We start from the raw sequence: 18,955 nt of genomic DNA on the forward strand, positions 1-18,955 counted from the left end.
GCTGGCCTCGGCGGTCGCGACGAGCGGTCACGGGGCTGCGCTTGACGCGATCGTCCGGCGCAACGCCTACTGTCACGGCGCAAGCCGATGTAAAAAGTGCCTGAAACGCGCCCGTCAGGGCGCCGCCGAAGGGTGAGAAAGAACGTCGCATGGTGCTTGTCCTGTCCGTCCTTCGCTGTCCGGAGCAGGCCATCCCTGAGCAGCGGCGCGTGCCCGGCGGCGAATACGTCATGGGCCGCGGCACCGAATGCGACTGGCCCCTGCGCGACCCCGACCGCGTCCTCTCCAAGCGGCATTGCGCCGTGGAGTACCTCTCGGGCGCCTGGCAGGTGCGCGACCTCTCGACCAACGGCACCTTCCTGAACAGCGGCGCCGAGCCGGTGGGCCGCGACCAGGTGCGCGTGCTGCGCGACGGCGACCGGCTGCGGCTCGGCTCCTACGAGATCGAGTGCCGCGTCGAGGAGGAGGCCGGCTACGGCGAGGGCCGCTGGCAGTCCGCGGCCGCCGTGCCCGACCCCATGGCGCCGCCCGCCGCCCCGGTCTCCGACATCTTCTCCGCGCCGCTGCCGGGGCTTTCGCCGGGGGACAGCGCGCCCTCGGGCCATGCGCCGCTGCTGCCGTCGGACTTCGATCCCTTCGCGCCGGACGATCACGGCCCGGTCATGCCCGACCACCGTCCCAGCACGAACGACGTCTTCACCCCGCCGCGGGCCACCATGCCCGACCTGCTGCCGACCAACTGGGACGCGCCGGTGGCGCCGAAGCCCGCCGCGGCGGCGGGCGATCCTTTCGCCCACCTGCCGGATCCCTTCGCCGACGCCCCGCCCGGCTTCGGCGCGCCCGCCGCGCGGCAGGCCGATCCCTTCGCCGCGCCGGCCGCCCCGCCGCCCCGGCCGGCCGCGCCAATCCCCGCCCCCTTGGCCGACCCCTTCGCCGATCCGCCGGCCGCGCGGCCCGCCGCGCCGCTGGGCGATCCCTTTGCCGATCTCGGAGCGCCGGCCTCCCCGCCTCCGGCGCGGCCAGCCGCCCCCCTGTCGGATCCCTTCGCGGATCTCGCGCCCGTGGCCGCACCGCCGGCCGCCGCGCCACCGCCGCTGCCCGATCCCTTCGCCGACGCGCCGCCCCCGGCCGCGGCTCCCGTTGCGCCTCCCCTGGGCGATCCCTTCGCGGACCTGCCGCCGCCCACGCACGCGCCGCGCCCCTCGGCGCCGGATCCCTTCGCCCACCAGCCGCCGCCGGCCCCTCCCGCGCCGGCTCCCGTGCGATCCGCCGATCCCTTCCTCGACGTGCCGCCGCCTCCGCCACCGGCGCCGGCGGTGACCGTCGCAGTCAACGTCACGCCCGCCGCCCCGTCCCCAGCCCCGGCCGGCGGCGACCTGCAGGCCGCGCTGGCCATCGTCTTCCAGGCGGCCGGCCTGCCGCCGCCTCCCCCGGGCCTCGACCCCGCGGCCGCGCTGAACTCCGCCGGCGTGGTGCTGCGCGCGGCCGTCTCCGGGATGCGCGCCCTGCTCATCGCCCGCGCCGACGTGAAGCGCGAGTTCCGCATCGAGCAGACCATGCTCCGCGCCGCCGGCAACAACCCCGTGAAGTTCGCGGCCGACGACGATGCCGCCGTCCAGGCCCTGCTCACCGCGCCGCGCGGCGGCCCCGCCGCGATCCGCGAGACGGTGCAGGACCTGACGGCGCACCAGCTCGCCACGCTGGCGGCCACGCAGGCGGCGGCCAAGGCGCTGCTCGCGCGCCTCGCGCCGGCGCCGCTGGAGGGCGAGATCACCAGCGGCGGGCTGATGCCCGGCGCGCGCGAGAAGAAGCTCTGGGAGGCCTACAAGCGTCTGCACCAGCAGGTGACCGACCAGTTCGAGGACGATTTCGACAGCGCTTTCGGCAAGGCTTTCGCCCGCGCCTATGAAGAGGCCGCGCGCGGCGGCCGCTGACCACATCTGGCCCCTCCGGGGCCGGCACTTTCGGGGGAATGTCTCGCGGCATGGCTTGGAACGACAAGGTCGTCTGGCAGGAGGGCATGTTCCTCCGGGCCCAGCACTACCAGCAGCAGGACCGGTACTTCGAGCACCTGCTCCAGGCGCGCAGCGCGCCGCTGCGCCCGCATCCCTGGGGCGTGACCGAGATCGCGCTCGACCGCGACCTCCTGGGCGCGGGAAAGTTCGCGCTGTCCAACATCGCCGGCGTGCTGGAGGACGGCACGCCCTTCGCCATCCCCGGCACGGCCGACCAGCCCGCGCCGCTCGACCTGCTGGAGGGGACGCGCAACCAGATCGTCTATCTGGCCCTGCCCGTGCGCCAGCCCGGCAGCCCCGAGGTGACCGCGACGGACGGTCCCGAAGGTGCGGCCGCGCGCTACGGCCTGCGCGCCTTCGAGGCCTACGACACGCATTCCGATGCCACGCTGCCCGCCGAGCTCGCCGTCGGCCGCCCGCGGCTGCGCTACATGCTGGAAAGCGAGGAACGCGCCGGCTTCACCTGCCTCGGCCTGGCCCGCATCGTCGAGGTCCAGGCCGACCGCCGCGTGGTGGTGGACGACCGCTTCATCCCGCCCTGCCTGCGCGTCTCCGCCGTGCCGCCGCTCTCCAACGTGCTGGGCGAGCTGGTGGGCATGCTCGGCCAGCGCGCCGAGGCGCTGGGCGCCCGGCTCTCGCAGCCCGGCGCGCGCGGCGTGGCCGAGGTCGCCGACTTTCTTCTCCTCCAGACGGTGAACCGCTGCCTGCCGCTGCTCGCGCATTACGCCGACGCCGGCAACGTGCATCCCGAGACGCTCTACGGAACGCTGATCCAGATCGCGGGCGAGCTCGCGACCTTCACCGCGCCGGACAAGAAGGCGACCACCTACCCCGCCTATCGCCACGACGACCTGCAGCGCAGCTTCGCGCCGGTCATCGCCGACCTCCGCCGCAGCCTCTCCGCGGTGCTGGAGACCAACGCCGTCGAGATCCCGCTGCAGGAGCGCAGCCACGGCGTGCGCGTCGGCCCCATCCTCGACCGGAACCTGCTGCGCGCCGGCCAGTTCGTGATGACGGTCATGTCCGACATCCCCGGCGAGACCATCCGCCGGCAATTCCCTAACCAGGTGAAGATCGGCGCCGTCGAGCACATCCGCGAGCTGGTGAACGTGGCGCTGCCCGGCATCATCGTGCGCCCGCTGCCGGTCGCGCCGCGGCAGATCCCGTTCCATGCGGGCGCCGTCTATTTCGAGCTCGATCGCGGCTCGCCGCACTGGCAGCAGATGCAGACCAGCGGCGGCTTCGCGATCCACGTCTCCGGCGATTTCCCGAACCTCCGTCTCAGCCTCTGGGCGATCCGGGCATGAGCCATAACGAGACCTCCGCGAGGGTGGCATGAGCGACAACCCGTTCGGTGAACCCGACGACAACGACCGCACCGTCGTAGGACGCGGGGCGCAACGGCCGGTGGCGAGCGCGCCGCAGGGCGCGGCGCCTCCACCGCCGCAGGCCGCGCCCGGCGCCGCCGCGCCGCGGCTGGCGGGCGAGGCCGAGGCGCTGCCCAAGGTCGGCCCCGGGCCGCTCGCCGCTGCCGCCTCGCCGCTGCTCCAGATTCTCGCGCGCCTCGCCAATGCCGGCGTCGCGGGCCAGCCGCCCGTCGAGGAGCTGCGCGAGCGTGCGCTTCGGGCGCTGCGCGCCTTCGAGGCCGATGCGCGCGATTCCGGCGCGACGGCGGAGGAAATCCGCGCCGCCCACTACGTGATCTCCGCCGCGCTGGACGACGTGGTGCTCAGCACGCCCTGGGGCGCGCAATCCGCCTGGGCGCAAAAATCGCTGGTCTCGACCTTCCACCAGGAGGTCCGCTCCGGCGAGCGCGTCTTCGACCTGCTGACCGGCATGCAGAAGGATCCCGGCCGCTACAAGGGCGCGCTGGAGATCACCTACCTGGCGCTCTCGCTGGGCCTCCAGGGCAAGTACCGGCTGATGCCGCGCGGCGCGGCCGAGCTCGACCGCGTGCGCGAGGGGCTCTACCAGCTCCTCCAGCAGCTGCGCGGCAACTACGAGCGCGAGCTCTCGCCGCACTGGCGCGGCGTGGACGCGCCGCATCGCGGCCAGAGCCGCAGCGTCCCCGCCTGGGTGGCCTTCGCCCTGGCCATCTTCCTGCTCGGCGGCGGCTGGTACTACGTCTCCGACAAGCTGGGCGCCCAGGCCGGCAATCTCTACGAGCGCATGGCCGCGCTGCCGCCCGGCGCCCTGCCCTCCATCGACCGCACCGCGCCGCCGGTGCCGCCCGCGCCGCCGCCACCTCCGCCGCCGACCGCGACCCCGCGCCCCGACGCGCTGCCCACGCTGCGCCAGTTCCTCGCGCCCGAGATCGCGCAGGGCCTCGTCACCGTCGAAGGCGACGCGCAGCGCGTCCTGGTCCGCATCCGCGGCCGCGGCATGTTCCCCTCCGCCTCCTCGACCGTGGACCGCGGCTTCCACGATCTGCTGCGCCGCATCGGCGAGGCGCTGAAGACCGAGCCCGGCCGCGTGCTGATCCAGGGCCATTCGGACAACCAGCCCATCCGCTCCGTCCGCTTCCCCTCGAACTTCGCGCTCTCCCAGGCGCGCGCGCAGGAGGCGGCGAACCTCATCATCGCCGCGAACGGGGAGCCCGCCCGCTTCACCATCGAGGGCAAGGCCGATGCCGAGCCGATCGCGCCCAACACCACGCCCGAAGGCCGCGAGGAAAACCGGCGCATCGAAGTGATCCTGCTGCGGGGAGGCCGCTGAGATGCGCAGCCTGTTCACCATCCCGGCGCTCGGCGCGCTGCTCGGCGTCATCCTGCTCGATGTCGTCATCTGGCTCTTCGCGCCGCTGCTCGGCGAGATGTTCGACGCGATCTGGCTGCGCGCCGTCCTGGTCGCGATCCCGGTCCTCATCTGGTTCCTGGTCTTCTTCCTGATCGGCCGGAAGCGCGAGAGCCGCGACGCGGGCCTGGTCGAGGCCGCCGCCGCGCCCGACCCGCAGGCCAAGAAGGACGAGGCCGCCGCCGAGGAGGAGGCCGAGCTCCGCGCCAAGCTCACCGACGCCCTGGCCAAGCTGAAATCCGCCACCGGCGGCAAGGGCACCTACCTCTACGACCTGCCCTGGTACGCGATCATCGGCCCGCCCGGCTCGGGCAAGACCACGGCGCTGCTCAATTCGGGCCTGGAGTTCCCGCTGGCCGAGGGCCGCGTGGCCGGCGTCGGCGGCACGCGCTTCTGCGACTGGTGGCTCACCGAGCGCGCCGTGATGATCGACACGGCCGGCCGCTACACCACGCAGGACAGCGACGAGACGGCCGACAAGGCCGGCTGGGAGCGCTTCCTCGACCTGCTGAAGAAGAACCGCCCGCGCCAGCCGCTGAACGGCGTGCTGGTCGCCTTCGGGGTCGACATGCTCTCGCGCCTCGACGCGACCCAGCGCGAGGCGCATGCGCGCACGGTGCGCCGTCGCATCAAGGAGCTCGAGCAGCGGCTCGGCCAGCGGCTGCCGGTCTATTTCGTCGTGACCAAGGCGGACCTGCTGCCCGGCTTCCTCGAGTTCTTCGACGACCTCGACAAGACCGCGCGCGAGCAGGTCTGGGGCTTCACCTTCCCCGTCGGCAACGCGCCCGAGGGCGCGGTCACGCAGTTCGGCCAGGAGTTCAAGGCGCTCTCGGACCGGCTGATGGTCCGCCTGATCGAGCGGCTGCAGACCGAGCGCGGACCGCAGCAGCGCGCGCTGATCGCGGGCTTCCCGACGCAGCTCGCCTCGCTGGAATCCGCGCTGAAGGACTTCGCCCAGGCGGCCTTCGGCGGTTCCAAGCTCGACCCCGCGCCCCTGCTGCGCGGCGTCTACTTCACCTCCGGCACGCAGGAGGGCACGCCGCTCGATCGCCTCGCCGGCGCGCTCTCGCGCTCCTTCGGGCTGGATCCGAGCCGGCCGGCCGCGATCATGGGCCAGAAGGGCCGCGCCTACTTCCTGACGCGGCTGCTCAAGGACGTGGTGTTCAACGAGGCGCGGCTCGCCGCCAATGACCGCGGCCTCGAATCGCGCCGGCGCATCGTGCAGATCGGCTCCTGGGCGGCGGCGCTGCTGCTGGTGCTCGGCGGCGGCGTCTGGGGCTGGACCGCGCTCAACGCGGAGGGCGGCCGCAGCGAGCGTCTGGCGGCCGCCGTGGGCGCGGCCGAGCAGAGCGGCGCCGCCGCGCCGCTCGACCGCGTGCGCGGCCCCGACCTCGCGCCCATCCTCGCCTATCTGGAGGCGACGAAGGCCCTGCCGCCGGCCGCCGCCGGCGAAGGCCCGCCCTTCGGCCTGAGCCAGGGCGAGATGCTCCAGGCCGGCGCCGAGAGCGCCTATGGCCGCGCGCTCAACCGCGTGCTGCTGCCCCGCCTGCTGGCGCGGCTGGAGCAGCAGATCCGCGAGGGCATCCAGCGGCCCGACTACCTCTACGAGGCCGTGCGCGTGTACCTCATGCTCGGCAAGCAGGGGCCGATGGACCGCAGCCTGGTGAAGGAGTGGTTCTCGCTCGACTGGCAGGCCGCCTTCCCCGGCGCGGTGAACCAGCCGGGCCGCGAGGCCCTCGGCCGGCACCTCGACGCGCTGCTGGCCGGTCAGCTCGCCACCTATCCGCTGGACGGCGCGCTGGTGGACCAGGCCCGGCGCGTCTTCTCGCGGCTGCCCATGGCGCAGCGCGTCTATGCGCGGCTGCGCACGCTGGCCGACAACACGCCGGGCTGGGCGCCGGCCCAGGCGCTCGGCGCCGCGGGCCAGCGCTACTTCGTCCGCCCCAGCGGCCGCCCCCTCACCGAGGGCGTGCCGGGCTTCTTCACCGTGGACGGGCTCTATCGCGGCGTGCTGCCGCGCCTGCCGCAGGCCGCGCTCGAGGCGGCCAGCGAATCCTGGGTGCTCGGCCCCGAGGCCGCGACGGCGGCCGGCGATCCGCGCCGGCTGGAGGCCGACGTGCTCGCCCTCTACGCCGCCGACTACGTGCGGGCCTGGGAAGGAATGCTGCAGGACCTCGTGCTGCCGCCGGTGGTCGGGCTGAACGCCTCGGCCGAGGCGCTGAACCTGCTGGGCGCGCCCAACTCGCCCATGAAGGACCTGCTGCGCAGCATCGCGCGGCAGCTCTCGCCGGGGACGGCGCCCGAAGTGCCGGGCGCCGCCGCGGGCGGGGTCGTGGGCCAGGCCGCGCAGGCCGCCGCGGGAGCCGCCGCCGGGGCCGCGAGCCGCGTCGCCGCGGCCGTCGGCGTCCAGGTCGGCAGCGGCGCCGCGCCGGTCGCCGAGGTGGTGGAGCGCCGCTTCCAGGCGCTGCGCGAGGCGTCGGGCCAGCCGCTCGACGGCGTGCTCGCGATCCTGAACGACCTCTACGTGCAGGTCGCGCGCCTCGCCAATTCCCCGCCCGGCACGGTGATGCCGCCGAGCGTGGGCCTCGACCCCGGCCAGCGGCTGCTCTCCGAGGCGCAGCGCCAGCCCGAGCCGCTCCGCGCCTGGATGACCGCGCTCGCCCAGGCGACGGGCCGCGCCCGTGCCGGCGGGGCCCAGGCGGCCATCGCGGCCGCGGCCGGCGGTGGCGGAGGAGGCGGTGGTGGGGGCGGCGGAGGCGGTGGAGGCGGCAGCCTCGTCGGGCTCTGCCGCGGCATCGAGACGCGCTTCCCCTTCCGGCGCCAGCCCAACACGCCGGACATGCCGGTGGACGACTTCATCCGCCTCTTCGCGCCGGGCGGCACCTTCGACACCTTCTTCACCCAGTACCTGCGCCCCTATGCCGACGTCACGCAGCGCCCCTGGCGCCCGGTGGCGACGGACGGGCTGCCGCCGCCCATCTCTGCTTCGGACCTGATGCAGTTCCAGCGGGCCCAGGCGATCCGCGACGCCTTCTTCCCCGCGGGCGTCGCCAACGGCTTCCGCTTCCAGATCATCCCGGCCGGGCTCTCGGCCGGGACGTCGAGCGCGACGCTGGAGGCCTCGGGCGCGCGCATCTCGCTGCCGGCGGGCGGCGGCGGCCGGCCGATCGACCTGCAGTTCCCGTCGCTGCACCCGATCACCCTGACCTTCGACCCCGCCTCCAACCGCGGCGACCTCGCCTATGACGGCGCCTGGTCCACACTGAAGCTGATCTTCCTGCACCGCGTCCTGGCGACGCCGCAGCCCGACCGCTTCCGGCTGAGCGTCATCCAGGGCGACCGCACCGCCGAGTTCACCCTCCAGGCGGCGAGCAGCATCAACCCCTTCGGATTGCGCGAGATGCTGGACTTCCGCTGCCCGACCTTCACGCCGCCGCAGACGCAGAACTAGGAGGCACACCCGGATGGACCGTGGATCGATCGCCGAGGGATTCCTTCCGAGGCCGGCCAGGGCCGCAGCACTGCCGCGGCGCGCTGGTTCCGCTCCATCGCGCCCGGCTGTCGACGACGCCGGCGCGCAAGAGGCCCGGCGAGCGGCCACGCAGCCGTCCGGGCGTGCCTCCTAGCCATGGAGGAGGCGCGCACTGGCCTGTTCGGCAAGCTCCCTGCCCATGGGGACTTCGTGCGCCGCGTGCTGCCGCGCAGCTTCGTGACGCCCTGGGACGCCTGGCTGAGCGAGGGCATCGCCGCCGCGCGCGAACGGCTCGGCGAGGACTGGGAAGCCGCCTGGGAGGCCGCCCCCGCCTGGCGCTTCCGCCTCTCGCCCGGCGCCTGCGGGCCGGATGCGGCCTTCGGCGTCGTCGTCACCTCGGCCGACACGGTGGGCCGGCTCTTCCCCCTCACCTTGGCCGCCGTGCTGCCCATGGCAGGCCTGCCGCCGCCGGAGGCGTGGTACGACGCACTGGAGGCGGCCGCGCTGAGCGCCCGCGCCGGCGGCATCGACGCCGATGGCCTCGCCGCCAGCCTCCCCGAGCCGCCGCCCGACGAGGATCCGGACGTGACGCTCGACGGCCGCAGCGTCTTCTGGTCGGCGGGCCAGCCGTCGCGCGCCATGCCGGCGCCGGTCGATTTCGTGCTCCTGCTGGAGCAGCACGCGGTGGAGCAGCCCGAGACATGAGCGCCAGCCTGGCCTCCAGCGCCGCCACCCATCCCGGGGCCATCAGGACCCGCAACGAGGACAACCTCGTGGACCGGCCCGACCTCGGGCTCTGGGCGGTCGCCGACGGCGCCGGCGGGCACGGCTCGGGCGACGTGGCCAGCGCGGCCATCGCCGAGGCGCTCTCGGCCATCCCGCCCGGCCTGACCGCGGCCGAGATGCTGGCGCAGGTGCGGCTGCGCCTCTCCGCCGTGCATGCGGAGCTGCAGACCAAGGCGGAGGAGCGCGGCACCGGCGGCGTCATCGCCTCCACCATCGTGGTGCTGCTGGCGCGCGGCGAATACTTCGCCGCGCTCTGGGCGGGCGACAGCCGCATCTACCTGATGCGCGACGGCCAGCTCCTGCGCCTCACGCGCGACCACAGCCTCGTGCAGGAGCTGGTGGATGCAGGCGAGATCGACGCGGCCGACGCCGAATCGCACCCCAAGGCCAATGTCATCACCCGCGCCGTGGGCGCCGGCGGCGAGCTGGTGCTGGACAAGGTGGCCGACCGGATCCAGCCGGGCGACCGCTACATGCTCTGCAGCGACGGCGTGTTCAAGGAACTGCCGGAGGCGCGCATCGCGACGCTGCTGGCGCAGGGCGCCAAGGCCGAAGAGCTCGTGCGGCTCGCCGTCGAGGCCGGCGGGCGCGACAATGTGAGCGTGGTGGTGATCGAGGCCTGAGGCCCGATCAGATCAGGAACTCGTCCCGGCTGCGGCCCTCGGCCTCCATCGCCGCCAGCCAGTTCGGCATGCGGCCGCGGCCGGTCCATTCCTCGCCATTCGGCCCGCGATACTTGGCGGCGACCTTCTTGCCGGCGTCCGACCTCGGCGAGCGCGAGCCCTCCGGCCCCACGGCGCCGACCAGCTCCTCGATCGACACGCCCAGGCGCTCGGCCTTGAGGCGGAACTCCTCCAGCAGCGCGGCGCGGCCGGCGGTGGCCATGTCCTCCCGCGCCTTCGCGATGGCCTCGGACAGCATGCCGAGCTCTTCCATCGACAGGCTCGGCAGGGCGGCGATCAGCGTCTCGAGCTTGCCATCGGAATCAGGCATTCAGGGTGTCTTTCCGTCAAAGAGGGAATCCGGCCGGGGCCGTCCAGGTCAGGTCCCAACGCGCTTATGGCGCAGCGGACGGATTTGCAAGCGCCATCCCCTGAAAACGGCTGGCGCGCCGCGACCCATCGGGGGTCGGGCGCGCCAGGGGCGAACCTGCGCTGCGGGCCGGGGCGGATGCGCCCCGGCGCCGAGCCTCGCTTACGAAAGCTCGGACTTGCCGATGTCGTAGATGACGTGGCCCGTCGTCTTGGACGCGAACTTGTCGTCGATGTTCATGTACTCGCTGTCGACCTTCGCGAAGTTCAGGCTCAGGCTCTCCGCGGGGCGCGCGCCGCCGGAGGAGATGCTGTAGCCCGAGATCAGCGTGTCGCTCAGGATGTACTTCTGGAAGGCGACGTGCTTGCCGCTGTTGTCGGTCTGCGTCAGCTGGATATGGACCTCGACCGCCTTGCCGCCCAGCGCTTCCTTGAAGATCAGGGGCGACGAGATGTCCATCGTCTTGGTCAGCGTGATCTCGCTCACCGACGGGGCCGAGGCCTCGCGCTTGGAGCCGCCGCCGACGCCCATGGAGATGCCTCGGCCGACGCCGAACTGGAAGGACTCGATCTCGATCCAGTCCTTGTGGGCGGTCTGCGTGGTCTCGCCTTTGAGGGAACCGAACTTCAGGAAAATGGCCATGTCTTTTTCACTCCATTGCCGCGCGCTGAGCCGATCCGGGTGCCGCGGCGGCGACCTGGCCGGTTTGTTGGGGCGGCAAGACCACCTCGCCGCCTGGCAGGTGCCCGCCTGCCTGGCCCTTCTTGCGGTGCCAATGCTTGCGGAACCCTGAAATCCACAATCACAGACTCACGCGAACCATGCTTTGCTGCAACGGCATATTCTTCGCGTGTGTCGCGTCGTCGCATGCGCGGTCATCTGAGCGTCGCATGCGCGGTCATCCGAGCGTCGCATGCGCGCTTTCCGATCGTCGCATGCGCCCTCATTCGAGCGTGTAGCTGAACGCTCCATCGTCGGTCAGACCGACGCGCACCTTGCCGATGGGCTTGCCTTCCGACAGCCGCTCCAGCACCTGCGCGGAGAGCTCCGGCAGGAGCGTGCGGTTGAGGATGTTCTCGATGTTGCGCGCGCCGCTCTCGACCTCGCGGCAGCGCTCCACGATGGCCTCGATGACGGAGGGATCCACCTCGAACGACGCGTCGTAGGATTCGCGCACGCGCTTGCCGATGCTGCGCAGCTTGAGCCCGATGATCTGCTTCAGCACGTGGTCCGCGAGCGGGTAGTAGATCACCACGTTGCAGCGGCCGAGGAAGGCCGGCTTGAAGGACTTCAGCAGGTCCGGCCGCAGCGCCTCGGCCAGCGCCTCGGGCTCGGGCGCGGTCTCGGGGTCGGCGCAGAGCTTGGCGATGGTGTCGGTGCCCGCGTTGGAAGTCATGATAATGACGCAGTTCTTGAAGTCGATGTCGCGGCCTTCGCCGTCCTTCATGTTGCCCTTGTCGAAGACCTGGTAGAACACGTCCTGGACGCCGGGATGCGCCTTCTCCATCTCGTCGAGCAGGATCACCGAATAGGGGCGCCGGCGCACCGCTTCCGTGAGCACGCCGCCCTCGCCGTAGCCGACATAGCCGGGCGGGCTGCCCATCAGCGTCGCGACCTTATGCTCTTCCTTGAACTCGCTCATGTTGATGGTGGTGAGGTTCTGCTCGCCGCCATAGAGCAGGTCCGCGACCGCCAGCGCCGTCTCGGTCTTACCGACGCCGGAGGTGCCGGCCATCATGAAGACGCCGATCGGCTTGCGCGGATCGGCAAGGCCCGCGCGGTTCGTGCGGATCGCCTGCGCGATCGCCGCGAGCGCATGGCTCTGGCCGACCACGCGCTCCTCCAGCCGGGACTGCAGCGCCATCACGCCCTTGATCTCGTCGCCGGCCATGCGGCCCAGCGGGATGCCGGTCCAGGTCGCGACGACCTCGGCGACGGCCTGGCCGTCGACGACGGGATGCACCAGCGGCTCCTCGCCCTGCAGCTCGTGCAGCGCGGCGGAGACCTTCGTCAGCTCGGCCAGAGATGCGACGGCGTCGTGGCCGTCCGCCGGATTCTCCAGCTTCTCGCGCAGCTCGCGGATCTGCGTGACATAGGCCTTCTCCTGCTCCCAGCGCTCCTTCAGCGCCGCGAGCTCGGCCTCGACCTCCGCCTGCTCGATGACGAGCGCGCCGGTGCGCTTGTCGTGGTCGCCGCCGGTCGCGGCCTCGCGGCCGAGCGCGGCCAGCTCCGTCGCGATCAGCGCGAGGCGCCGTGTGCGGTCCTCGATCGGCGCGGGGATCGCGGCCTGGCTCATCGAGACGCGCGCGCAGGCGGTGTCGAGCAGCGAGACGCCCTTGTCGGGCAATTGCCGCGCGGGGATGTAGCGGGCGGAGAGGCGCACCGTCTCCGTCACCGCCTCGTCCAGGATGCGCACGCCGTGATGCTTCTCCAGCGTGGCGACGAGGCCGCGCAGCATGGCATTGGCCAGCGGCAGCGTCGGCTCCTCGACCTTCACGACCTGGAAGCGGCGGGTGAGCGCCGCGTCCTTCTCGAAGTACTTCTTGTACTCGGCCCAGGTGGTGGCCGCGACGCAGCGCATCTCGCCGCGCGCGAGCGCCGGCTTCAGCAGGTTGGCCGCGTCGTTCTGCCCGGCCTGGCCGCCGGCGCCGATCAGCGTGTGCGCCTCGTCGATGAACATCACGACCGGCTGCGGCGAGGATTTCGCCGCGTCGATCACGCCCTTCAGGCGGTTCTCGAACTCGCCCTTCATGCCCGCGCCGGCCTGCAGCATGCCGAGGTCGAGCGACATCAGCTTCACCTTGGCCAGCGCCTCCGGCACGTCGCCCGAGGCGATGCGCAGCGCGAGCCCCTCGACCACGGCCGTCTTGCCGACGCCCGCCTCGCCCGTGAGGATCGGGTTGTTCTGGCGGCGGCGCGTGAGGATGTCGATCATCTGCCGGATCTCGGCGTCGCGGCCGAGGATCGGATCGATCTTGCCGGCCTTGGCCTGCGCCGTGAGGTCCGTGCAGAACTGGTCGAGCGGACCGCCGGAGCGCGGCGCGCCCTCGGCCGGGGCGCCGCTGGCGCCGGGCGGCGCGGCGATGGAGGCCTGCGCCTCCTCCTCGCTGCCCTTGGTGAGGGCATCGAGGTTCTTGCGCAGCGCGTCGGTCGGGATGTTGAGCAGCGTCGGCGCGCTGTCCTTCACCGTGCGCGACAGCGTCTCGTCGCTGATGAGGGCGGCCAGCATGTGGCCGGTGCGGATCTTGCCCTGGTTGGCCTCGAGGCTCGCGATCATCCAGGCCTCGCGCAGCCAGCTCACGATGTCGGGCGAGAGGCCGGGGGCACGGGCATTGCCCGTCCGCATCTTGTCGAGCGCCCGGGTGAGCTCGGAGAGGACGCGGCCGACATCGATGCCGGCCTGCTTCAGGATCATCGAGACGTCCGATCCCGGCGTCTCGATCAGCTTCATCAGGAGATGCTCGATCTCCACGTTGTAGTGGGTCCGGGACAGCGTGAGTCCGGCCGCAGCCTCCAGCTGCCGGCGCCCCAGCTCCGTCATCCGGGCCACCAGGGACTTCAGATCGATCGCTACCATGAAGCCGACGTCTCCCTTGCCGCTTTCCCGCGGCAACCAGCCTTTATCGGCGGGAAGCTACGGGCCGCTCTTGCCCTGTGTCCAGGGAAGATCATGAATGGACGAGAATTTGTGCATCTGCACGGCCTGTTGAATACCCGCATGATCCCGTCCTGCCATCATGCAGAATCCTGCAAACGGCGCACGCGCGACAGACGCGACAAAGCTATCCGGATGGCGCGTCGAAAGGCGCGCCAAAAGGTGTCAAAACCCAGGCTTCATGCTCTACTTGGGCGACGCGGCGCCCGACCGGCGACCGTCATGGCAATCGGGGGATACGCATGGTCGACGACGTGGTGGATGTGGCCACGCTGGTGGCGCCGCTCGGCAGCGGGGACGGTGCCGGCGAGGATCTCCGGCTCGATTACTCGCCCTCCTCCGTCTACCAGAAGCTGCGCGATGCGCGGGCCGAGGCCCGGGCCGACGAGCGGGCGCGGGACAGCGAGGGCGGGAGCGAGAACGCGCCCGTCGAGGGCTGGCGCCAGGTGCGCCGCCTCGCCGTCGAGGCCCTCACCAGCAGCACGAAGGATTTCGAGATCGCCGCCTGGCTGACCGAGGCGCTGGTCCGGCAGGAGGGGCTGCCCGGCCTCGCCGCCGGCGCGCGCGTGCTGGCCGGCCTGCTGGAGCAGCACTGGGACGCCGGCTTCCCGCAGCCGGACGAGGACGGGCTGGAGGGGCGCGCCGCGCCGCTCGGCGGGCTCGCCGGCGGCGACACCGACGGCACGGTGATGCAGGCGCTGCGCCGCGCCTCGCTGTTCCGCCGGCCCTCGGGCGAGGGCTTCAGCATCTATCAGTACGAGGCCTCGGCCGACACGGCGGGCATCTCCGACGAGACGCGGCGCGAGCAGCGTTTCTCGCAAGGCGTCATCCCGCTGGAGACGGTGGAGACGGAGGCGAAGTTCGACCGCCCGGGCCTGCGCGCCATGGCCGCGCTCGCCAAGGAGACGCGCGCCGCCTGGCAGCTCTTCCAGGATCAGCTGGACGCCCGCTTCGGCTATGATTCGCCGCCGTCGCGCCGGGTCGCCGAGGTGCTCGACCGCATGGCCGAGGTCGCGACGCTGCTCGGCGGCCCCGCCGAGGACGGCGGCGGCGCGATGGTGATGGAGGACGGCTCGCCCGCGGTGCCCGGCCAGCCGGCGATGGCGGCCGCCGGGATGGGCGGCGCCATGGTCCTGCCGGGCTTCAACCTCGCCGGGCGCGAGCAGGCGCTGAAGACGCTGGAGCAGCTCGCCGAGTTCTTCCAGAAGACGGAGCCACAATCCTTCCTGGCCTACACGCTCTCCGACGCGGTGCGGCGCGGGCGCATGTCGCTGCCCGAGCTGCTGGCCGAGGTGATGCAGGATGAAGGCGCCCGGACGGCGATGCTGACCGCCCTGGGAATTCATCCCCGCGCGATGGACGCGACAGAATAGTCGCTTCCGCCGGGTGCGGTGCGGGGTAGAATAGACCTCGATCGCAAGATTGACGCCGCGAAATACAAAGGCTTAGGCTCCCGCGCCAAGCGGGGCCGGCCAAAGGCACTCGCGGCGTGCGGACAACCAGGGCGGCGCCGTGGCGCCGGGGAGAATGCCATGGCCAGCGTTCATGACAAGCTGAACCGCGTGCGCAAGCCGCGTGTCCACATCACCTACGACGTCGAGACCGAGGGCGCGGCCATCGAGCGCGAGCTGCCCTTCATCGTCGGCGTCATGGGCGATTTCGCGGGTGACCCGTCCGAGCCGCTGAAGCCGCTGGCCGAGCGCAAGTTCACGCAGATCGACCGCGACAACTTCAACGACGTCATGGCGCGCATCGCGCCGGGCCTCAACATGAAGGTCGAGAACACGCTGGCCGGCGACGGCAGCGAGATGGCGGTGAACCTCAAGTTCCGCCACATGGACGATTTCGAGCCCGCCAAGGTGGCCGAGCAGGTGCCGGCGCTGAAGGCCCTCATGGAGACGCGCGCGAAGCTGCGCGACCTCATGAGCAAGGTCGACAATTCCGAGAAGCTGGAAGAGCTGCTGGACGAGGTTCTGCAGGACGAATCCAAGCTGAAGGCCCTGTCCGATCAGCTCGGCCTCGGCAAGACGGAGGGCTGATCCCATGAGCGGCACACAGACCCAGCCCGGCGCAGCCGGCACGACCACCACCGAGGAAGGGGGAGTCTCCTTCCTCGACCAGGTCATCGGCGCCACGCGCCAGACCGAGAAGGACCGCGCGCAGGACCTCATCAAGGCCCTGACCGAGGAAGCGCTGAAGGGCACCGTCACCTACAGCAAGAACCTCACGCAGACCTTCAACCGCGCCATCGCCGAGATCGACGCCAAGCTCTCGGCGCAGCTCAACGCGATCATCCACCACGAGAAGTTCACCAAGCTCGAGGGCTCCTGGCGCGGGCTGAACCACCTCGTCATGAGCAGCGAGACGGGGACGAGCCTCAAGATCCGCCTGCTGCAGGCCTCCAAGCGCGAGCTCAACCGCGACCTCACGCGCGCCGTCGAGTTCGACCAGAGCGGCCTCTTCAAGAAGATCTACGAGAACGAGTTCGGCACGCCCGGCGGCGAGCCCTACGGCGCGCTCATCGGCGACTACGAGTGGACCAACCACCCGGACGACGTCGAGACGCTGCGCCTCATGTCCAACGTCGCGGCGGCGGGCTTCGCGCCCTTCATCTCCGCGGCCGGCCCGGGCATGTTCGGCTTCTCCGACTATCGCGAGCTCTCCAAGCCGCGCGACCTCACGAAGATCTTCGAGACGCAGGAATACGCCAAGTGGCGCTCCTTCCGCGACAGCGAGGACAGCCGCTTCGTGACGCTGGTGCTGCCGCGCGTCATCGCCCGGCTGCCCTACGGCGCGAACACCAAGCCGATCGACGAGTTCGCCTATGAGGAGGCGCCCTTCAACGCCGACGGCACCGCCAAGGCGATGGAGCACAGCGACTACTGCTGGATGAACGCGGCCTATGTCCACGCCGCGCGCCTCACCGACGCCTTCGCGCAGTACGGCTGGTGCACCGCGATCCGCGGCGCTGAGGGCGGCGGCATGGTGACCAACCTGCCGACGCACGTCTTCACCTCGGACGACGGCGACATGGACACCAAGTGCCCCACCGAGATCGGCATCACCGATCGCCGCGAGGCCGAGCTGTCCAACAACGGCTTCCTGCCGCTCTGCCACTACAAGAACACGGACTACTCGGTGTTCTTCGGCGCGCAGACCACGCAGAAGCCGAAGAAGTACGACCGCCCCGAAGCCACGGCGAACGCGGCGATCTCGGCCCGGCTGCCCTACATCATGGCGACCAGCCGCTTCGCGCACTTCCTCAAGGTGATGGCGCGCGACAAGATCGGCTCCTTCATGGAGGCGACGGACTGCGAGCAGTGGCTGAACCGCTGGATCCAGAACTACGTCAACCCGATCGAGGGCGCCGGCCAGGAAAGCCGCGCGAAGTACCCGCTGCGCGAGGCGCGCGTCGAGGTGAAGGAGATCCCGGGCAAGCCGGGCTCCTACAACGCCGTCGCCTACATGCGTCCGTGGCTGCAGATGGAGGAGCTCACCACCTCCATGCGCATGGTCGCGCGCATCCCGCAGAAGGCCTGATCTGCGGGAAAGGGGGCGAGACATGGCGGGGCTTGGCGCCATCTCGCCCGAGACTCGGGTCGCCGATGGGAGGCGCATCGAAGGGGGCCTCCGCGAGGTGGCCCTCGCGGGGCGCCACTTCTCGGCGGGCTCGCCGGCGGCCGAGATGGCCGGCTTCCTCATGGAACGCGATCCCGGCGCCATCCTGCGCAGCTGGATGGGCCGCGACCGCCTGCGCGCCATCGCCGCCTCCGGGAAGAGCCGCAGGGCCATCCTGGAGGAGGCGCTGGACCGCGACATCGCGGCGCTGGACGCCGCCATCTCCCGCCAGCTCGACGCCGTCCTGCACCATCCGCGGCTGACGCGGCTGGAGGGCTCCTGGCGCGGGCTGCACTGGCTCGTCGAGGGCTTCGTGCAGGACCGGCTGGTGAAGGTCCGCCTGCTCGCCGCGCGCTGGCAGGAGCTGGCGCGCGACCTGGAGCGCGCGGCCGAGTTCGACCAGTCCGTGCTCTTCCGCCTGATCTACGAGGACGAGTTCGGCACGCCCGGCGGCGAGCCCTACGGCATGCTGGCCGCCGATTTCGAGATCCGCCCCGGCCCCGCGCAGGGCCATCCCGTGGACGACGTGCGCGTGCTCGACCAGCTCGCCGCCGTCGGCGCCGCCGCCTTCTGCCCGATCGTGATGCCGGCCTCGCCCGCGCTGCTCGGGCTGGATTCCTGGCACGACCTCGCCACCACCACCTCGCTCGCCGAGGTGCTGCGCGCGCCGGAGCGGACGCGCTGGCGCAGCCTCGCCACGCGCGACGACACGCGCTTCCTGGCGCTGGTCCTGCCGCGCACGCTGGGCCGCCCGGCCTGGCGCGACGACGGCAGCCGTGCCGACCGCTTCCGCTACCGCGAGGATGCCGGTGCGGCCTCGCAGCGCGTCTGGACCACGCCGGTCTACGCGCTCGCCTCCGTCGCCGCCCGCGCCTTCGCGCGCTACCGCTGGCCCGCCGAGATCCGCGGCGCCGAGCCGGGCTGGGAGGCCACGGGCGGCGTGGTCGAGAGCCTGCCGCACGAGCGCTTCCGCGCCGACCCGCCCGGTCCGCCGCCGCGCCCCCCGCTCGAGGTCGCGCTCACCGACGACCAGGAGCGCGAGGCGGCCGACGGCGGCATGGTCGCCTTCTGCGGCCTCGACTCCCTGCCCGAGGGCTCCTTCGGCGCGGTGCCGAGCCTGCACAGGCCGCCGAAGATGACGACGCAGGTGGCCGACGCCAACCAGCGCATCTCGGCGCAGCTCAACAGCGTGCTCTGCGTCTCGCGCTTCGCGCATATCGTGAAGCTGATGGGCCGCGACATGGTGGGCAGCTTCCTCGGCGCCGACGAGGTCGAGCTGCGCCTGCAGCAATGGCTGAACCGGCACGTCACCGGCCTGGCGGGCAGCGGCGAGGCGGCGGCGAAATACCCGCTGCGCGACGCGCGGGTCGAGGTGCGGGACCGGCCGGGCCGGCCGGGCTCCTACGGCTGCACCATCCATCTGCAGCCGCATTACCAGCTGGACGAGGTCGGCGCCTCCTTCCGGCTCGTCACCGATCTCGCCGCGCCCCGCGCGGCCTAGACCGTCATGAGTTCGCATCCGCCCACTCACGATGGTCCAGGGCATTTGTTCTGTCGCAGGATTCAGACCTCCGGCGCTTTCGC

The 18,955-nt window shown here is 72.0% G+C and carries 13 protein-coding genes; 10 read left to right on the top strand and 3 right to left on the bottom strand.

All coding sequences use genetic code 11. From position 1 onward, the window contains the following. The first annotated feature begins 149 nt into the window (after window positions 1–149). The 6 genes from tagH to AC1ROY_RS19865 all read left to right on the top strand — a co-directional run bounded on the left by tagH (window position 150) and on the right by AC1ROY_RS19865 (window position 9,689). Window positions 150–1,934 carry a type VI secretion system-associated FHA domain protein TagH gene (gene tagH, locus AC1ROY_RS19840; protein WP_493150600.1) on the top strand — a complete coding sequence of 595 codons (1,785 nt, stop codon included), beginning with the start codon at window positions 150–152 and terminating at the stop codon, window positions 1,932–1,934. 50 nt (window positions 1,935–1,984) lie between these two features. Next, window positions 1,985–3,322, top strand: coding sequence for a type VI secretion system baseplate subunit TssK (gene tssK / locus AC1ROY_RS19845; protein WP_493150601.1), 1,338 nt, complete (start codon window positions 1,985–1,987; stop codon window positions 3,320–3,322). 28 nt (window positions 3,323–3,350) lie between these two features. Next, a complete protein-coding gene (gene tssL, locus AC1ROY_RS19850) occupies window positions 3,351–4,730 on the top strand; it encodes a type VI secretion system protein TssL, long form (protein WP_493150602.1) in 1,380 nt (459 codons plus the stop codon). Window position 4,731: 1 nt separating this feature from the next. Continuing rightward, window positions 4,732–8,259: a type VI secretion system membrane subunit TssM gene (tssM, locus tag AC1ROY_RS19855; RefSeq protein WP_493150603.1), complete on the top strand. Its 3,528-nt coding sequence runs from the start codon at window positions 4,732–4,734 to the stop codon at window positions 8,257–8,259. A 177-nt stretch (window positions 8,260–8,436) separates the two neighbouring features. Next, window positions 8,437–8,985 (top strand): type VI secretion system-associated protein TagF, encoded by a 549-nt coding sequence (tagF, locus tag AC1ROY_RS19860; protein ID WP_493150604.1) that lies wholly within the window; start codon window positions 8,437–8,439, stop codon window positions 8,983–8,985. Then, window positions 8,982–9,689, top strand: a complete 708-nt coding sequence (locus AC1ROY_RS19865) for a PP2C family protein-serine/threonine phosphatase (protein WP_493150605.1) — start codon at window positions 8,982–8,984, stop codon at window positions 9,687–9,689. The genes tagF and AC1ROY_RS19865 overlap by 4 nt, the downstream gene beginning before the upstream one ends. A 7-nt stretch (window positions 9,690–9,696) precedes the next feature. Here AC1ROY_RS19865 and AC1ROY_RS19870 read toward each other — a convergent pair whose 3' ends face one another. The 3 genes from AC1ROY_RS19870 to tssH form a co-directional block, all read right to left on the bottom strand. Then, window positions 9,697–10,059 carry an H-NS histone family protein gene (locus AC1ROY_RS19870; protein WP_493150606.1) on the bottom strand — a complete coding sequence of 121 codons (363 nt, stop codon included), beginning with the start codon at window positions 10,057–10,059 and terminating at the stop codon, window positions 9,697–9,699. Between the two features lie 201 nt (window positions 10,060–10,260). After that, window positions 10,261–10,740, bottom strand: a complete 480-nt coding sequence (locus tag AC1ROY_RS19875) for an Hcp family type VI secretion system effector (protein WP_493150607.1) — start codon at window positions 10,738–10,740, stop codon at window positions 10,261–10,263. A 301-nt stretch (window positions 10,741–11,041) separates the two neighbouring features. After that, window positions 11,042–13,675, bottom strand: coding sequence for a type VI secretion system ATPase TssH (gene tssH / locus AC1ROY_RS19880; protein ID WP_493150608.1), 2,634 nt, complete (start codon window positions 13,673–13,675; stop codon window positions 11,042–11,044). Window positions 13,676–13,995: 320 nt separating this feature from the next. On the opposite strand from tssH, the gene tssA reads away from it, so the two are divergent. The 4 genes from tssA to tssC (AC1ROY_RS19900) all read left to right on the top strand — a co-directional run bounded on the left by tssA (window position 13,996) and on the right by tssC (AC1ROY_RS19900) (window position 18,872). Further along, complete coding sequence (tssA, locus tag AC1ROY_RS19885) at window positions 13,996–15,126, top strand: type VI secretion system protein TssA (RefSeq protein WP_493150609.1); 1,131 nt, start codon at window positions 13,996–13,998, stop codon at window positions 15,124–15,126. 159 nt (window positions 15,127–15,285) lie between these two features. Continuing rightward, complete coding sequence (gene tssB / locus AC1ROY_RS19890; protein WP_493150610.1) at window positions 15,286–15,792, top strand: type VI secretion system contractile sheath small subunit; 507 nt, start codon at window positions 15,286–15,288, stop codon at window positions 15,790–15,792. A gap of 4 nt (window positions 15,793–15,796) precedes the next feature. Next, window positions 15,797–17,293, top strand: a complete 1,497-nt coding sequence (gene tssC, locus AC1ROY_RS19895) for a type VI secretion system contractile sheath large subunit (protein ID WP_493150611.1) — start codon at window positions 15,797–15,799, stop codon at window positions 17,291–17,293. Window positions 17,294–17,315: 22 nt separating this feature from the next. After that, window positions 17,316–18,872, top strand: coding sequence for a type VI secretion system contractile sheath large subunit (gene tssC / locus AC1ROY_RS19900; protein ID WP_493150612.1), 1,557 nt, complete (start codon window positions 17,316–17,318; stop codon window positions 18,870–18,872). The last annotated feature ends 83 nt before the right edge of the window (window positions 18,873–18,955 follow it).

Source organism: Roseococcus sp. GW821-FHT12F05 (assembly GCF_058806835.1).